Source organism: Rhizobium sp. ZK1 (assembly GCF_047782645.1).
GTDB lineage: Bacteria > Pseudomonadota > Alphaproteobacteria > Rhizobiales > Rhizobiaceae > Rhizobium.
This window is the reverse complement of the sequence record NZ_CP180586.1, coordinates 3,448,826-3,464,346: the sequence shown is the minus strand read 5'-3', so window position 1 is coordinate 3,464,346 and position 15,521 is coordinate 3,448,826. Positions and strand designations below refer to the sequence as shown.

Sequence of the window (15,521 nt, the reverse complement as noted above, 5' to 3'; positions counted from 1 at the left end):
TTGCATGGGCAGCGGCTTTCCGTCCACTCCACATCATTATTTAGGTCACGCTTTTCCCGCTTCTACAGCATCGGCCCGAAAATCGGAATCGATTTTCGGGCCGATGCTGTAGATTCAAAGGGATAGAGCATCCTTTGTACGTCCGATTGGACGCACGGCGCTCTAGCGGCGCAGCGCGTGAAGAAGCGAAAGTGATGGCTCACCATCCGGCTGCATGCCGATACGCTCCTGTACGGCGGCGATCGCAGCCTTGGAGCCGGAGCCGAAATTGCCGTCGACATCGCCGCTATAATAGCCGAGCGTCTTCAAACGCGTCTGCAGTTCGAACTTTTCGGTGATGTCGAGAGCGCCTTCCGGGCGCGGCCAGCGCTGCTGCATGCCGCCATAGCCGGCGATCTGGTCTGCAAGCAGGCCGACGGCGAGTGCATAGCTGTCGGAGGCATTGTAGTTCTTGATCGTGAAGAAGTTGGCCGTCATCAGGAAACCTGGACCATCGGAACCGGCCGGCATCTTCAAGACGGCGCGGCTCTGCCCATCCTTGAAGGGCTTACCGCTCGGGCGTTTGAGACCGAGTGCTGCCCACTGAGCAAGCGTGTGCGTCTTGCCAACCTGCTTTGCCGCAGAAGCAGGTACTGCGACCTCGTAACCCCAGGTTCTGCCGGCATCCCAGCCATTCTTCATCAGAAGATTCGCCGAGGTCGCCAGCGCATCAGGCACGGAATTCCAGATGTCGCGATGGCCATTGCCATCCGCGTCGACCGCGTAAAGAAGATAGCTCGTCGGAATGAATTGGGTGTGGCCCATGGCGCCGGCCCAGGAGCCAGTCATCTCCCTGGCGGGGACGTCCCCGTTCTGCAGGATCTTCAGGGCTGCGATCAACTGCTTCTTGGCGTATTTGCCGCGCTTGGGATCGGCATAGGCAAGGGTGGCCAGCGCTCGCGGCACATAGTGAAGACGCTCATCTTTTGCGAGAACGGCGCCGTAATTTGATTCCATCGACCAGATCGCCAGCAGAATCGACTTGTCGACACCGAACTGGCGCTGGATGGCATCGAGCGTTTTAGCGTGTTTGGCAGCCATCTTGCGGCCGATTTCCACAGTGTAGGGGTTGACGCGGGAATCGACATAGTCCCAAATCTTCGATGTAAATTCAGGCTGATAGGTGGCCTTTTCGAGGACTGTGGGATCGGGTTCGCTTACCCCAGAAAAGGCTTTTTGGTACGTTGCCTTACTGATGCCACTCTGAGCAGCAGTTTGGTAAAAGTCCGCGATCCACTTCTGGAACCGGGCATCGGCTTTTGCGTTATTGGGGGCCAGTCCAGCCGCGGTGGCGACAACGATGGCGAGAGCAAGACCACGAAGGGAGTGTGTGTATTTCTGGGTCATCGGCAGTCGTATCCGTCATCTTCAGTTTTAGCCAAGGCGGTACGTCATGTCCGCTCTACGCCGAAATTACAGGAACGGAGTCAACAAATTCTTTACCATGGGCGGCCGGGACAGTCACCATTTGCAAAACGGTAGCAATTCTATACTAGTTCAAATCGATATAGCGTTTAGGTAAAAGCGGTATAGTCAAAACAGGAGATCGGTGTGGCTCAGCATAAGAAAGTTCGTAAGGCAGTATTTCCAGTCGCGGGACTGGGAACGCGGTTCCTTCCGGCTACCAAAGCGGTTCCGAAGGAAATGCTGACTGTTGTCGACAAGCCAATTATTCAGTATGTCGTCGACGAAGCACTTGAGGCAGGCATTGAACATCTGGTTTTTGTTACCGGCCGGAACAAGCACGTCATCGAAGACTACTTCGATATTCATTTCGAACTTGAGCAGACGCTCAAGGAGCGCGCCAAGAAGGCGGAAATCACCCTCCTGCAGCAGCAGCTTCCCAAGGCGGGCACGGTGAGCTTTACCCGTCAGCAGGAGCCGCTCGGCCTCGGCCACGCCGTCTGGTGCGCCCGCGAGATCGTCGGCGACGAGCCTTTCGCGCTGCTTCTGCCCGACATGATCATGAAGGACAAAAAGGGCTGCATGAAGGGCATGATTGAGCTCTACGAGCACAGCGGCGGCAACATTATCGCCGTCGAGGAATGTGCTCCCGATCAGGCTCACAAATACGGCATCGTCGGCGTTGGTGATGCGATCGGCGAGGGCTTCCGCATCACCGGCATGGTGGAAAAGCCGGCCAAGGGCACCGCTCCTTCCAACTTCTTCATCAACGGCCGCTACATCTTGCAGCCGGAAGTCTTCAAGATCCTGGAAAGCCAGGAACGCGGCGCCGGCAACGAAATCCAACTCACCGACGGCATGCTGAAGCTGCTCAAGGAACAGGATTTCGCAGGCTATCACTTCAAGGGCGAGACTTACGACTGCGGTGCCAAGGATGGTTTCATCCTCGCCAACGTTGCCTTTGCTCTCGAGCGCGCGGACATTCGCCCGAGCGTCGAAGACGGCTTCAGGAACCTGCTCGCCCGTCTGAACTAAGGTTGTTCAGCGCTTCAATTTGAGACCGACGCCGGCTCGCCATTGCTGCGAGTCGTCGCCTTCCTTGCGTGTCGTCAGCTCGTAGCCAAGCGTGTTGGTGAAGTCGAGGTAACGATTGATATTCCAGACGAGACCAGACGAGGCGGTGTAAACCGTCTCGTCACTTATGGTGCTGCCGCTTGGATAATCGCGCAGCGTCACGCCGCCGATGACCGTCGCCACCAGATTGTCGCGCAGCTGATGATCAACTGTCGTCGTCAGCTGATGCGAGACATAGCCGCTTTCACCTGCCGAGGTGGAGGGCTGGATGCTGGTCTGGAGATTGAGATTGACATTCGTTCCGCGGATCGGCGACCAGAGCAGGCTGGCATCGAGTGTTGCCGTATCGATCGATTTCAGCCTGTTGTCATCGAAGTCCGCCGTTGCATAACCGACCGCAACCTCGCCCTTGAGCTTTTCGCCCATATCGACCTGCACGCCGCCCTTGGCGCCGTAGCTATCTCCCGAACGCTGATAACCCGAGGAATCGGTGCGTTCGTCATAATTGGTTTTGCCAACTGACGCTTCGATGAACGGAATGAGTGCCGGCGACAGTTCATAGCCGATACGACCGCGAACCGTGCCTGTCGTCTGATTGCGGTCGCTCAGCGAAACCGTCGTGCCGTTCGAGAGCGTGGCGTCCGAATAGATCGAGCGGGAGAGTGCAACGGCGGCCGTTCCGCGCAAGATCCCGAAATCGTGCTCAATGGAAGCGCCGCCGGTAAATTCCTGCACATCGGACTGCTGATCGGCGTTGGCGATCGCGTCCGGATCATCCGTATCCTCGCGATAGAAATTATAGCCGCCGGTGATGTGGCCGACCGTGTCGCGCGACAGGTCCAGCCGCAGATCGCCATCGATCTTGAAGGAAGGCTGCTCTTCACCGTCGCCGCTGATGTTTTTCTGCCAGGCGCCCTCGGAGGTGACGGTCAACTGATGCCGGCTCCAGTCGGAGGTCAGCGTCGCGCCCATATCGGTTTCGAGGAAGCCGCGGCTCTTTTTTGTGCCACCGTCCTTGGTGATCTCGCTGTTGATCGTCTGGGTGACACTTGGGCGCAGCACGAAGCTGCCGAGAGGGATGCCCGGCGTTTCTTCGGTCGAGGCACTCCCCGGCACTTTTCGCGTTGCTGTTTCGTCAAAGCGCGGCTCACGAGTGTTCAGCCTGCGCATATCCTCGTCGAGGATTGCGCCGGTAACCTCGTCATCGGTCTGCGTCGCCAAGACAGGTGCTGCGACCGAATTTGCGTCTTGGGCGGCGGTATTGGCGGGAGCGGTCGTGGTGTCGCCTGCATCACCAAAGTCCGGCGCATTGTTCGCGCCGGCGCGCTGTGTGGTGGAGGTGGCCCCGGTGCGTGAATTCGTAGTGCTTGCCGATTGCTGCTGCGATGTCGTCTGTTGCGCGTAAGCGACGGGTGCAATCAGCAGGCCGATAGCCGCAACGGAGACGGCACGGCTCATGGCGCGGAGCGGCGTCACACTGCTCGTCTGTTTTCCCTGGCCCATTCAAATCCGCGCCTGAAATGCTTTTAAGTCTTACCCAAGCGTAAAGCCTTGTGGTTAACCATTCGTTGCCGTGCGGGCCGCGCGTTCATACATGGGAAACATTGTCGGGTGGACAGGCAAAGTGAAAAGGTCTAACGCATTGCCATGATCAGGAGAGCGGTGAAACTCGTCGAAAACAGCGTGCTTCAGTCGGGCAAGCGCACGATCAGCATCGAAAGACTCGCCCTCGAGGCGCTCGAACGCGCTTTCGATGATGGGCTGGCTGGACCCTTTACCCGTGCGGTCGAGATGATCGGCGAGAATTCCGGCCGCGTGATCGTGACCGGCGTCGGCAAGAGCGGCCATATCGGCACGAAGATCGCTGCCACTTTCGCTTCGACAGGCACACCTGCCTTTTTCGTGCATGCGGCGGAAGCCAATCATGGCGATCTCGGCATGATCGCCGGCGATGATCTTGTGCTGGCGATCTCCAAGGGTGGTGAAAGCGCGGAACTGAAGAGCATCATTTCCTACACGCGGCGTTTTTCCATTCCGCTGATTGCAATGACCTGCAGCCCGCAGTCCTCACTGGCGACGGCAGCCGATATCGTGCTGCTTATCCCCAACGAGGAAGAGGCCTGTCCGAATGGGCTGGCACCAACCACATCGACGATGATGCAGCTTGCGCTCGGCGACGCGCTGGCGATTGCGCTTCTTGACGCGCGAGGCTTTACGGCGACGGATTTCCATGTCTTCCATCCCGGCGGCAAGCTGGGTGCCAGCCTGATGCATGTTGCCGACATCATGCATACCGGTGACCGCCTGCCGCTGGTCGTGAAGGGCACGTCCGTGCCGGATGCGATCAGAGTATTGTCGCACAAGCATTTCGGCTGCGTCGGCGTGCTGGATGCCGAAGGCCGGCTTTGCGGCATCGTCACGGATGGTGACATGTCCCGCAACCTCAGCCGCAATCTTGCGGAGTTGACGGTCGACGACATCATGACGCGCGCGCCGAAGACGGTCAGGCCGACGATCCTGGCGACAGCAGCCCTGGCGCTGCTCGAGCAATACAAGATCGGCGCGCTTATCGTCACTGACGACGACCAGCGTCCGATAGGCCTGGTTCACTTCCACGATCTCTTGAGGATCGGCGTCGCTTGATCAGATCGGCTCTACCGTCAGGTCGCGACCGTTGCTGGAAACGACCCTGACTTGGGTTCCAGCCGGAAGATCCGGCCCCATCACCCGCCACGTCGTATCGTCGAGGCGAATGCGGCCGCGGCCTTCGCGGATCGGTTCGTGCAGTGTGGCTGTGCGGCCGACGAGGCTCGCGCCGCGCTGGTTGAGGAAAGGTTCGTCGGTCTTGCTGTTGCGCAGCGTCAACCGCCGACCGATGAGTGTGGAGATGACCGCAAAGGCGGCGAAGAGAAGCGCCTGAAGCTGCCAGACCCAGAAAGCGGTATCCCAGAAGAGCAGCGACAACGCGCCGACGCTAAGTGCTGCAAGGCCGATCCAGACCAGAAAGAAGCCCGGCGCGACCAATTCGGCGGCAAGCAGCACCAGGCCTGCTACCCACCAGCTCCACGGCCCAAGTTCGCCGACGATCTTCGCCAGCATGGCTCAGCTCTCCGGATTAGGATTGAAAGAACTGGGCGGAGCTGCGCTGACGGGCGGTGTCGAGCGCGCGGGACCGGGGCGGGGGCGCGGAGGCGGAGGTGGATTGCTGCCGTCGCCAAAGACCTCGCGGGCAATTGCGCCGATGCCGCCGAGCGAGCCGAGAATGGAGGAGGCCTCCATCGGCATCAGCACGACCTTGGCATTGTTCGCCTGGCCGATCGAGGTCAGTGCTTCGGTGTATTTCTGCGCCACGAAATAGTTGATTGCCTGGATGTTGCCGGCGGCGATCGCTTCCGAGACCATCTTTGTCGCCTTGGCTTCTGCTTCGGCCAAACGCTCGCGGGCTTCGGCATTGCGGAAGGCCGCTTCCCGCTGGCCTTCGGCCTGAAGGATGGCGGACTGCTTGGCGCCTTCGGCTCTCAGGATCTGCGCGTTGCGCGAACCTTCAGCTTCCAGCACCTGGGCACGTTTCTCGCGCTCGGCCTTCATCTGGCGGGCCATCGCATCGACGAGGTCGCGGGGCGGTTGAATATCCTTGATCTCGACGCGGGTGACCTTGATGCCCCAGGGCTGCACGGCCTCGTCCACGACGCGCAGCAGCCGGTCGTTGATCGCATCGCGATTGGAGAGCAGCTCATCGAGATCCATGGAGCCCATGACGGAGCGAATATTGGTCATGGTGAGGTTCAGGATCGCATTTTCCAGGTTGGAAACCTGATAGGCGGCCTGAGCGGCATTCAGCACCTGGTAGAAGGACACGGCATCGGCAGAGACCGAGGCATTGTCCTTGGTAATCACCTCCTGGGTCGGCACGTTCAGCACCTGCTCCATCACGTTCATCCGGGCGCCGACCCGCTCGATGAAAGGGGTGATCAGGTTCAGGCCGGGTTCCAGCGTGCGCGTATAGCGGCCGAAGCGCTCGATCGTGTAGCGATAACCCTGCGGAACCGTCTTGATGCCCGCAAAGAGCACCAGGATGACGAAAATCACCAATACGATCACGAGAATATCGAAGCCGCTCAGCAGCATGTATTCCTCCCTCAGCCCACCTATCTGACGTGGTGAGTTAGCACGTTCTTTGCAAGGACGGAATGACGAGCCTCGCCTGTCAAATCAGGGTGATAGGCCGGCATCGTCCAGGTCGGTCTTTGTGATGTAGCCGCCCATCAGGCAATCTGTGAGGAATGGCTGATCGTCCGGGCTCAGATTGCTGGCCTTGACGTCGCGCAGGCGGAGCTGGCAGACCACCTGACCGACGATGCCCTTGGGTGGCGTGCCGCGATGCATCCGTTGATATTGCTCCCAAGTGAGATAACCGCCACCTGCAATGACAAGCACATAGGCAAAGACAATCAATTTTCTGAAACCTGCAGTCATCAAATACGTCCAGATGAATAAGCCTCAGACCGGGAACCTGTGCACCGCGGTTGCGGTCGCTGGCTTCGACCCTTCCGTAGATCTGAAGAGGAGGACGTCTTTATCTATCGCCGGGCGCCAGAAAATCTGCCGCCAGGCTGATCATGCCCAGCCCAGCAGCTCGCGACGCACGACCTTCTCCAGCACCTGCATGCCGTCCTCGCTGTCATTCAGGCAGGGAATATGCGTGAACTGCTCGCCGCCATTGTGCTTGAAAGAATGGGCGGCCTGTTCCGCAATCTCCTCCAGCGTCTCCAGACAGTCGGAAACAAAGCCGGGATTCATGACCGCGATGCGCTTGACGCCATCCTGAGCCAGCTTCTCCACGGTTTTGTCGGTATAGGGCTGCAGCCATTCTTCCGGCCCGAAGCGGGATTGGAAGGTGACCATGAAATTCTCTTTCGTGAGCCCTAGACGCTCACGCAACAGGCGGCCGGTTTTCTGGCACTGACAGTAATAGGGATCGCCTTGCTGGAAATAGGAGAGTGGAATGCCGTGGAAGGAGGCAAGCAGCATCTCCGGCTTCCAGTCGATAGTAGCGAGATGCTGCTCTACCGATTTTGCGAGCGCTTCGATGTAGGTCTCGTCGTCGTGATAATCCGGCACCGTGCGCAGCGCCGGCTGCCAGCGCATGGTGAGCAGCTTCTGGAAAGCCTTGTCGTTGACGGTGGCGGTGGTGGCTGCCGCATATTGCGGATAGAGCGGGAAGAGCAGGATGCGGTCGCAGCCTTCGTCCTTCAGCGCTTCGATGCGCGAGGGGATCGATGGTGTGCCGTAGCGCATCGCCCAATCGACCTTGACGTTGGGCAAGTCCTTCAGGCGCGCGGCCATGAAGTCGGACTGGTTGCGGGTGTATGTGCGCAGCCAGCTTTCATTCAGATCCTTGTTCCAGATCGTCTCATAGGCCTTGCCGACCTTCTGCGGGCGCGTGTTGAGGACGATGCCGAACAGGATCGGGTACCATTTCCAGGGCGACCATTCGATGACGCGTTTGTCGGTCAGGAATTCGCGCAGGTAGCGTCGCATGGACGTATAATCGGTGCCGTCAGGCGTGCCGAGATTGACCAGCAGGACGCCGACCTTGCCGAATTTGACGGCGGGATGGTCCGCCGGGCGGAGTGAAGTATCTGTCATTCTTGCCCCAACGCGCTTTTCGTGTCTCGCCGGCTCATACGCAGCCAGCCGATCACGGTTCACCCTATAAGAAGAAAAACCGGCCCGGGGAACCCCGGACCGGCTCTCACGATCGGGACAAATCGTCTTACTTGGCCGGAACCTGGATTTCCTCGCCGATCCGCAGATGGCGTGGGTTCGGGCTGCCATTGGCTTCCGAGAGTTTGCGCCATTCGGCGCCATCGCCGTAAAAGGTCTTGGCGAGATCCCAGAAAGTATCGCCGGCAACGATGACGTGGGTCGAGGGCGTGGCCGGTGCGGAGGCTGCCGGGGCAGGCACAGGCGCCGGCTCAACTGAAGGAGCCGGTGCTGCGGGAACTGGGGTCGGTTCGGCAGATGGAGCCGGGGCCGCGGGTACAGGGGCTGCAGGAGCCTGCTCTGCGGAGGGAGCAGGTGCCGCCTGCGCAATTTCAGTGATGCGGCCGTCCGTATAAGGCTTGTAGGGCGAGTGTGCGGCAATATATTCGGCTGTCACGTCGGCCAGGTCCGGACCGTAGTCATAGGCATTCTGGCCATCCTTGAAGGCGACATAACCGTCGCCGCCGGCGCGCATGAAATTGTTGGTGGCAACGCTGTAGGTCTTGGCATTGTCGATCGGAACGAAAGTGTCGCCGTCCTTAACCTGCACGTCGCTGACGCGGCTGCCGACCGGCTTCGACTGGTCGAAGGTGAATTTCAGACCGGCGACCTGCGGGAAACGGCCGGCCCCCTGGTCGATCTGGCTGACACCGTTTTCGAGCGCCTTGACGATATCGGCACCGGTTAGCTGGAAGGTTGCAAGCGTATTCTGGAAAGGCAGCACTGTGATGACCTCGCCCTGGGTGACGTCGCCGCCATCTATGGAGGCACGCAGGCCGCCGCCGTTCTGGATGGCAATGGTTACGCCCTGGTTCTTGCTGCGATCAAGTATGGCATCAGCCACCAGATTGCCCATCGAGCATTCCTTGACGCGGCAGACCTTGCGGTCGCCTTCGATCGGGCCTTCGGAGGAGCCGATCACCTTCTTGCGCAGTTCTTCGATCGGCTTTGCCAGTTCGACAATGCGTGCCGCGACGGCCGGATCCGGCGTGAAGGAGGAATCGATCAGGATCGGATCGCCCTTGGCGTCCTTGACGACGCCGTTGTCATCGAAGTTCACGACGAGATCGCCGAGATATTTGCTATAGGAAGCTGCCTGCACCACCGGCACTTTATAGCCGCCGGGATTGTCGACCATTGTCGGGTAGGGACCTTCGGCTTTCGGATCGGTATTCGACAGCAGGCTGTGCGAATGGCCGCCGACGACCACGTCGACATCGGGGATCTTGGCGATCATGGCGAGGTCGCGCGGGTAGCCGACATGGGTGAGCGCAATGATCTTGTTGACGCCTTCGCCTTTCAGTTTCTCAACCTCTGCCGTGATGCTTTTGATGTCATCGGCGATCGTCACGTTGGGGCCGGGCGAGGAAAGCTCCGGCGTATCGTTGGTGACGGCGCCGACGATGCCGATCTTCTGACCGCCGACATCAAGCACGAGCGAAGGCTTGACGCGGTCGCCGATCTTGGAGGCGGCACTTGCCTTGACGTTGGCGGTGACGACCGGAAATTGCACCTTGTCGAGGAAGGTTGCGAGCCCGTCCTCGCTGTCGTCGAATTCATGATTGCCGACCGTCATGGCGTCGAACTTCATGAGGTTCAGCATTTCGGCTTCAGCTGCCCCCTTGTAGGTCGTGTAGAAGAGCGAACCCTGGAAGTTGTCGCCGGCATTGAGCAGCAGCGTGTTTTTACCTGTCAAGGCTTGGCGACGCTGGTCGATGGCGACCTTCAGCCGTGCGGCTCCGCCGAAGCACTCGTTCTTGCCCTCTTCCTCGGCAGAACACGTGGAATCGAACTTGTTGATCGATTCGATGCGCGAGTGGAAATCGTTGATATGAAGAATATTGAGTTCGTAATCTGCAAATGCGGCGCTTGTGCTCAGCGCCAGAATAGACGCTGTCAAAAGACCGAAGCTAAGAGATCTCACCATCCCTGTTCTCCTGATTAGGGACAGGATCTTTATCCCTGATCCTGCCCCATCCTTCACGTGGATCGTCACTGACGATACCGGCGCGCGAATGTTTCCACCTCGGTGGCTCAACCGCAAGAGGGAAGCTGTGGAAGTGGCGCCGCTTTCCAAGGGGCGGCCGGCAAAAAAGCCGGACGCGGCGCCAAGCATCGAGATAAGCGGTTAGCTGCGGCGCGTCAGGACGAACTGCGCGCCGGCATCCGAGGTGCAGTTTAGCTGGCTTGTCGTGACGAGGGCGCAATTGACCTTCGACTGGGTGTTGCGAACCAGCGAAGTCATGTTGATTTCCACCAGCGATGGCGAGGTTTTGATATAGGTGCCGGAGGCCAGAAGCTGGTTGCTGTCAGTCGTGCGCGTGGTGAAGGTGCCGCCCTGGAAGGTGGAGACGATACCGTTCGGATCGGCCCAGGTTCCTTCGACACCGGCGGGAGCGGGTCCTGACGCGACGGGGAGGGGGCGCGGGCCGGAGGAGACACAGGCGGCAAGAGCTGCCGATGCAGCCACAAGAACGAGACCAGTTCTGATTTTCATAGGCTTCTCCCGGCGAATCTAGGCGGAAACTATCCGCGACAGTTCGCCAAAACATGGCGCGGGCATTCTGCGAAGGCAAGCCTTCGGCAGCAGACGACCGGATTTAGACAGCAGGCGTTACAAAAATGCCCGCCTTGCAGCGGGCATCTTCGAAAGCATTACGACAGGACTCAGCGAACGAGGATGTTCTTGAACTGCCACGGATCCTTGGTGTCGATGTCTTCCGGGAACAGGCCCGGACGACCGTCGAGCGGCGTCCAGTCGGTGTAGTGGCCTTCGACCGGGCCGAGATACGGGAGCTGCACTTCGAGGCAGCGCTTGTAATCCATCTCGTCGGCTTCGACGATGCCGGCCTTCGGATTTTCGAGAGCCCAGACCATGCCGGCGAGAACGGCAGAAGTCACCTGCAGGCCGGTTGCATTCTGGTAGGGAGCGATGCGGCGGGTTTCTTCCAGCGACAGGCGCGAACCGTACCAGTAGGCGTTCTTGTCGTGGCCATAGAGCAGCACGCCGAGCTCGTCGACGCCGTCGACCAATTCGTTCTCATCGAGAACGTGATGAACTGGCTGTGCCGTGCCGCCGTTGCCGAACATCTCATGCAGTGACAGAACGGCGTCATTGGCCGGATGGTAGGCATAGTGGCAGGTCGGACGGTAGGTGACGTCGCCGTCCTTGTCCCTGACCGAGAAGAAATCGGCGATCGAGATCGACTCGTTGTGAGTGACGAGGAAGCCGTATTGCGGGCCGGGCGTCGGGCACCAGGTGCGCACGCGAGTGTTGGCGCCGGGCTGTTCCAGGAAGATAGCGGCCTTGGAACCCTTCTTGTGCTTCTTGGCGTTTTTCGGCATCCAGTTTTCATGGGTGCCCCAGCCGAGTTCTGCCGGCTGCAGGCCTTCGGAGATGAAGCCTTCGACCGACCAGGTGTTCCAGAAGACGTTGAGCGGCTTCGGATGGATGGTGCGCTGCGTGTCGCGTTCGGCGATATGGATGCCCTTGACGCCGACCTTCTTCATGAGCTTTGCCCATTCTTCGCGGTCGTCCTGGCCCGGCTCGTCGAACTTCAAGCCGATATCCTTGGCGAGGTTGAGCAACGCCTGCTTGACGAACCAGGAGACCATGCCCGGATTTGCGCCGCAGGTGGAAACGGCAGTGGTGCCGCCCGGGTTTTTGGCCTTTTCCTTGCGAACGGTTTCGCGCAGCGCATAGTTGGTGCGCTCCTCGTTCTTCATATCCTTGTCGAAGTAGAAGCCGAGCCAGGGCTCGACGACGGTATCGATATAGAGCACGTCAAGCTTGCGGCAGAGCTTGATGATGTCGAGCGACGAAGTGTCAACGGAGAGGTTGACGCAGAAGCCCTGGCCTTCGCCTTCGGTCAGCAGCGGCTTCAGCAGTTCCTTGTAGTTGTCCTTCGTCACATATGCCTGAATGTGCTTGACGCCGTGCTTTTCCAGAATGTGGGCATCGTCCGTGCGCGGGTCGATGACGACCATCCGGCTCTTGTCGAATTTGAAATGGCGCTCGATCAGGGGCAGCGTGCCGCGGCCGATGGAGCCAAAGCCGATCATGACGATCGGACCGGTAATTTCGCCATATACCGGATAGTTCTGTTCCGTCATTCTTTTCTCCTGTTGGAAGGGAACGAAGGCCTTTAGCCTAAAGAATTCATGTGAAAATGCCGCGAAGCTCGCGAAGTGACCGGCTCTAATCACAAAATGGCGTCACAATAAAGAGCGTTCCCTCCGCAAAGGCCAAATATCGGCGCTGCAAAGCGCCCGCAATTTCCGCACGAGTTCGTCTCGTTGCAAAGTCAGGCCCTTGTAGGCGGCCTGATGTTCGTCGAGTGCTTCCAGTTGATCGGCGAAACGTACGGCGATCTCAGCCGCGCGCGGATGGCGGGCGACGACGGCGATTGGATCGATATAGATGCGGATGGTGAAGAGGATATCGCCGGAGACGGCAAGCTTGTGCAGGGTCTGGCGTTCGACGCGGACGAAGCGCTCTTCGAGCGTGAAGGCTTCGGCGTAAGGCGGCCGGCGATGTTTCGAGACGGGGAGGAAGAGATCGGCCGTCGTGTTGATCGACCAGTTCAGCCGCTCGACTGGCTGGGCAACGTGCAGACTATCGAAGATGCGAGTGATGAGCGCAGCGTTGCGTGTGCCTTCGCCGAAACCGGGCACATCGGCATGGATCTCGTGCATCGGGCGGCCGAACTTCTCGCGCAGCGACCACGAAGAGGGAAAGGCGACGTGGGCGGCAACGAGATGCCAGCCATCGGGCTTGCGGCGCATGAGGACGAGATCGTCCTGAACGAGCGAACCGGCCTTGAACAGAGGCGGCAGGGCCGAAATATCCTGACGGTGCGTTGCCGGATGCCGCTCGGCAAGGTGCGCGAGGAGAAGATCCAGCGCCTCCTCCTGGGCCGTTTCAGTCCCTTCCTCAGCGACGAAGATGTCATCGAAGCGCTCGTTTGCCAGCCGCGCCTTTTCCGCGAGGTAGCGGTTGAGATCATCGTCGGGTTCGATCCACCTGACAGGGTCGAGCGGCATCAGGCCGATCGTGAAGGGTCGGGCCGAGCCGTCATAGGGCATATAAGTCGGACGTTTCATCGCCGCTCCCTTTTGAGACCGATAACCAGCCGGCGCGGTTGCGGCTCAGCGTTTCAAAGCCTCCAGCCCTTCGGTCACCGTGGTCAGCGCGACTTCGGTGACGTCATATTCGGCGACGCCATGAATGATAAAGGGATCGGACGCCACATAGGTTTCGATCAACGCGCGGTCGCCGACGGCGAGGATGACGCCGCCGGTGCGCGGCACCTTGCGGCCGGAGGCGAGGAACCAGCCCCTGGCATATCCCTCCTTTACCCACGCCATATGCGGCTCCATGTGCCTATCGGCCTCTTCGTTCGGCTTCACATAGGTCAGGGAGAGAATAAACATGCTCAGTCCTTTTGCAGCGTGGCGCGGATCAGCCCGCGCAGCGAATTTCCAACGTAAAGCGTATCATTGTCGAGATCATCGAGCGTGATGCGACCAACGCGGGCCTTGCGCTGGCAGATGAGCTCGGTGCGCAGCACGCCAGCGAGTAGGCCGCAGGAGATCGGCGGTGTCTTGAGAATGCCGGTACCGTCATCAAGGAAAACGGACGTGATGGTTCCCTCACAGACTTCCTGCCGCTCATTGAGCAGGATGACTTCATCCGCCTGTTGCTGTGTGAACTCGGCGCGTGCTGCCTCGTAGATGCCACGGCGCGTGGTCTTGATGCGCAGCAGCCTGTCGGCGGAATCGATACGGGTGTTCGAGATACGGAGGGTCCAGACGGCGTCGGGCGGAAGCGGGACGAAGGGCGCCGTGGTAACGTCGATATGGCCCTGATGGTCAAGCGTCAGCCTGACACGGCGCGGTTCGTGCTCCCCCTTCAGCGCATCTTCCAACTTGGCAGCCGCATCCAGCGGCTCGGGAAAACCGATGCGGCGGGCGGAGCGGGAGAGTCGGGCAAGATGCAGGCGCAGGCGAATGAACCCTTCGTTCGGTTGCCAGCGCAGCGTTTCGATCAGCGAAAAATCCGTCATCGGGCAATCCATTGGTCGCCGACGGCGAAGCGGGCCTTGAGCAGGCATTCCTCAAATTCCGCTGCGGCGGTGGAATCGAAGACGATGCCACCGCCGACATTGAAGACGGCCCTGCCGCTATCGAACAGCGTCATAGTGCGGATGCTGACGGAGAAGCGCATGGCGCCACCGGGCGAGATCATGCCGATCGCGCCGCAATAGGCATCACGCGGCGTGTCTTCGAGGTCGTGGAGGATTTCCATAGCGCGTATCTTCGGCGCGCCGGTAATCGAGCCGCAGGGGAAGAGTGCCGCGAATATGTCGCTGACGGAAAGATCGGGCAGGAGCTTCGCCTGCACGTGACTCACCATCTGGTGGACTGTGGGATAAGTCTCAATGTCAAAGAGTTTGGGAACGTCGAGCGTACCGACTTCGGTGATGCGTGAGATATCGTTGCGCAAGAGGTCGACGATCATGCGGTTCTCCGCCTGCGTCTTGATGTCGGCCTTCATCGCTTCGACGATTTCGGCATCTTCGGCAGGTGTCGCACCGCGTTTGGCCGTGCCCTTCATGGGATGCGTCTCGATCCAGCCATTCTCGTCGGTACGGAAAAACAGTTCCGGAGAGCGAGAAAGAATGATGGGGCCGCCGAGATTGGCAAACGCACCGTATTTCACAGGCTGGCGGTCGATCAGCGACCAGAAGGCGGCGAGCGGATCGCCGCTCCAGCGGGCTTCGATCGGCATCGTCAGGTTGGCCTGATAGATATCGCCGAGGCGTAGATGCCGGTGGAGGCGTTCGAAACGCTCTTTATATATAGCGAAATTCCAACCGGCCTTCGGTGCGGTCAGGAATTCCTCGTTTTCGTGGCGCTGCCGCGGCCTTGCGAGAGGATGATCATCCGACTGCGGCGCATCAAAGACGCCGAAGAGCAACAGCGGCGTCTCTCGGTTTTCTTCAGCAAAGGGAGAGAGTTTTTTTTCGAAAAGATGGCCTGCCTCATAGGCGAGATAACCGGCAATCCATTTGCCGGCTTTTCGCGCCTCCTCCATCCGCTTGAGCGCCGGCAGGAATTCCGCGCGCTTGCGGGCGATGATGATATCTTCGGGGCCGGCGAAGAGCATGATTTCGCCGGTCGTATCGTCCCGGAACAAAATGAAGGGGTCGGGCGCTGCCATTGCCTTTCCAGCGAAG

Annotated in this window: 15 protein-coding genes; 2 read left to right on the top strand and 13 right to left on the bottom strand. The window is 59.6% G+C overall.

Translation table 11 applies throughout. The features are described 5' to 3' along the window. Positions 1-162 precede the first annotated feature (162 nt). Positions 163-1,386, bottom strand: a complete 1,224-nt coding sequence (locus ACK9YZ_RS17690; protein ID WP_216755892.1) for a lytic murein transglycosylase — start codon at positions 1,384-1,386, stop codon at positions 163-165. Between the two features lie 204 nt (positions 1,387-1,590). On the opposite strand from ACK9YZ_RS17690, the gene galU reads away from it, so the two are divergent. Next, positions 1,591-2,478 (top strand): UTP--glucose-1-phosphate uridylyltransferase GalU, encoded by an 888-nt coding sequence (gene galU, locus ACK9YZ_RS17685; RefSeq protein WP_183735267.1) that lies wholly within the window; start codon positions 1,591-1,593, stop codon positions 2,476-2,478. A gap of 6 nt (positions 2,479-2,484) precedes the next feature. On the opposite strand, the gene ACK9YZ_RS17680 is transcribed toward galU, so the two are convergent. After that, positions 2,485-4,020: an outer membrane beta-barrel protein gene (locus tag ACK9YZ_RS17680; RefSeq protein ID WP_416064682.1), complete on the bottom strand. Its 1,536-nt coding sequence runs from the start codon at positions 4,018-4,020 to the stop codon at positions 2,485-2,487. A 144-nt stretch (positions 4,021-4,164) separates the two neighbouring features. Here ACK9YZ_RS17680 and ACK9YZ_RS17675 point away from each other — a divergent pair, with 144 nt between their 5' ends. After that, the gene (locus tag ACK9YZ_RS17675) at positions 4,165-5,160 is read left to right on the top strand and encodes a KpsF/GutQ family sugar-phosphate isomerase (RefSeq protein ID WP_416064681.1); all 996 of its coding nucleotides are present in this window, start codon (positions 4,165-4,167) and stop codon (positions 5,158-5,160) included. Here the strand turns inward: ACK9YZ_RS17675 and ACK9YZ_RS17670 are convergent, their stop codons facing one another. The 11 genes from ACK9YZ_RS17670 to ACK9YZ_RS17620 all read right to left on the bottom strand — a co-directional run bounded on the left by ACK9YZ_RS17670 (position 5,161) and on the right by ACK9YZ_RS17620 (position 15,505). Then, complete coding sequence (locus ACK9YZ_RS17670; protein WP_216755889.1) at positions 5,161-5,616, bottom strand: NfeD family protein; 456 nt, start codon at positions 5,614-5,616, stop codon at positions 5,161-5,163. A 3-nt stretch (positions 5,617-5,619) separates the two neighbouring features. Then, positions 5,620-6,645: an SPFH domain-containing protein gene (locus ACK9YZ_RS17665; RefSeq protein WP_216755888.1), complete on the bottom strand. Its 1,026-nt coding sequence runs from the start codon at positions 6,643-6,645 to the stop codon at positions 5,620-5,622. Positions 6,646-6,729: 84 nt separating this feature from the next. Beyond that, positions 6,730-6,993: a hypothetical protein gene (locus tag ACK9YZ_RS17660; protein WP_416064680.1), complete on the bottom strand. Its 264-nt coding sequence runs from the start codon at positions 6,991-6,993 to the stop codon at positions 6,730-6,732. A gap of 141 nt (positions 6,994-7,134) precedes the next feature. Then, positions 7,135-8,166, bottom strand: coding sequence for a ferrochelatase (gene hemH / locus ACK9YZ_RS17655; RefSeq protein ID WP_416064679.1), 1,032 nt, complete (start codon positions 8,164-8,166; stop codon positions 7,135-7,137). A gap of 127 nt (positions 8,167-8,293) precedes the next feature. Further along, complete coding sequence (locus ACK9YZ_RS17650; RefSeq protein WP_416064678.1) at positions 8,294-10,210, bottom strand: 5'-nucleotidase C-terminal domain-containing protein; 1,917 nt, start codon at positions 10,208-10,210, stop codon at positions 8,294-8,296. A gap of 201 nt (positions 10,211-10,411) precedes the next feature. Further along, positions 10,412-10,780, bottom strand: a complete 369-nt coding sequence (omp10, locus tag ACK9YZ_RS17645) for an outer membrane lipoprotein Omp10 (protein WP_416064677.1) — start codon at positions 10,778-10,780, stop codon at positions 10,412-10,414. Between the two features lie 170 nt (positions 10,781-10,950). Further along, positions 10,951-12,396, bottom strand: coding sequence for a homospermidine synthase (locus ACK9YZ_RS17640; protein ID WP_216755884.1), 1,446 nt, complete (start codon positions 12,394-12,396; stop codon positions 10,951-10,953). A gap of 102 nt (positions 12,397-12,498) precedes the next feature. Then, a complete protein-coding gene (locus ACK9YZ_RS17635) occupies positions 12,499-13,386 on the bottom strand; it encodes a heme-dependent oxidative N-demethylase family protein (protein ID WP_416064676.1) in 888 nt (295 codons plus the stop codon). Positions 13,387-13,431: 45 nt separating this feature from the next. Further along, positions 13,432-13,716 (bottom strand): YciI family protein, encoded by a 285-nt coding sequence (locus tag ACK9YZ_RS17630; RefSeq protein ID WP_216755882.1) that lies wholly within the window; start codon positions 13,714-13,716, stop codon positions 13,432-13,434. Positions 13,717-13,718: 2 nt separating this feature from the next. After that, the gene (locus ACK9YZ_RS17625) at positions 13,719-14,360 is read right to left on the bottom strand and encodes an aminotransferase class IV family protein (RefSeq protein ID WP_416066763.1); all 642 of its coding nucleotides are present in this window, start codon (positions 14,358-14,360) and stop codon (positions 13,719-13,721) included. After that, positions 14,345-15,505: an aminodeoxychorismate synthase component I gene (locus tag ACK9YZ_RS17620; protein WP_416064675.1), complete on the bottom strand. Its 1,161-nt coding sequence runs from the start codon at positions 15,503-15,505 to the stop codon at positions 14,345-14,347. The genes ACK9YZ_RS17625 and ACK9YZ_RS17620 overlap by 16 nt, the downstream gene beginning before the upstream one ends. Between the last annotated feature and the right edge of the window lie 16 nt (positions 15,506-15,521).

Bases quoted from the DNA above. Each gene is read 5' to 3' on its own strand.
- ACK9YZ_RS17690 (WP_216755892.1), bottom strand. From the start codon at position 1,386: ATGACCCAGAAATACACACACTCCCTTCGTGGTCTTGCTCTCGCCATC.
- ACK9YZ_RS17680 (WP_416064682.1), bottom strand. From the start codon at position 4,020: ATGGGCCAGGGAAAACAGACGAGCAGTGTGACGCCGCTCCGCGCCATG.
- ACK9YZ_RS17675 (WP_416064681.1), top strand. From the start codon at position 4,165: ATGATCAGGAGAGCGGTGAAACTCGTCGAAAACAGCGTGCTTCAGTCG.
- ACK9YZ_RS17670 (WP_216755889.1), bottom strand. From the start codon at position 5,616: ATGCTGGCGAAGATCGTCGGCGAACTTGGGCCGTGGAGCTGGTGGGTA.
- ACK9YZ_RS17665 (WP_216755888.1), bottom strand. From the start codon at position 6,645: ATGCTGCTGAGCGGCTTCGATATTCTCGTGATCGTATTGGTGATTTTC.
- ACK9YZ_RS17660 (WP_416064680.1), bottom strand. From the start codon at position 6,993: ATGACTGCAGGTTTCAGAAAATTGATTGTCTTTGCCTATGTGCTTGTC.
- hemH (WP_416064679.1), bottom strand. From the start codon at position 8,166: ATGACAGATACTTCACTCCGCCCGGCGGACCATCCCGCCGTCAAATTC.
- ACK9YZ_RS17650 (WP_416064678.1), bottom strand. From the start codon at position 10,210: ATGGTGAGATCTCTTAGCTTCGGTCTTTTGACAGCGTCTATTCTGGCG.
- omp10 (WP_416064677.1), bottom strand. From the start codon at position 10,780: ATGAAAATCAGAACTGGTCTCGTTCTTGTGGCTGCATCGGCAGCTCTT.
- ACK9YZ_RS17640 (WP_216755884.1), bottom strand. From the start codon at position 12,396: ATGACGGAACAGAACTATCCGGTATATGGCGAAATTACCGGTCCGATC.
- ACK9YZ_RS17635 (WP_416064676.1), bottom strand. From the start codon at position 13,386: ATGAAACGTCCGACTTATATGCCCTATGACGGCTCGGCCCGACCCTTC.
- ACK9YZ_RS17630 (WP_216755882.1), bottom strand. From the start codon at position 13,716: ATGTTTATTCTCTCCCTGACCTATGTGAAGCCGAACGAAGAGGCCGAT.
- ACK9YZ_RS17625 (WP_416066763.1), bottom strand. From the start codon at position 14,360: ATGGATTGCCCGATGACGGATTTTTCGCTGATCGAAACGCTGCGCTGG.
- ACK9YZ_RS17620 (WP_416064675.1), bottom strand. From the start codon at position 15,505: ATGGCAGCGCCCGACCCCTTCATTTTGTTCCGGGACGATACGACCGGC.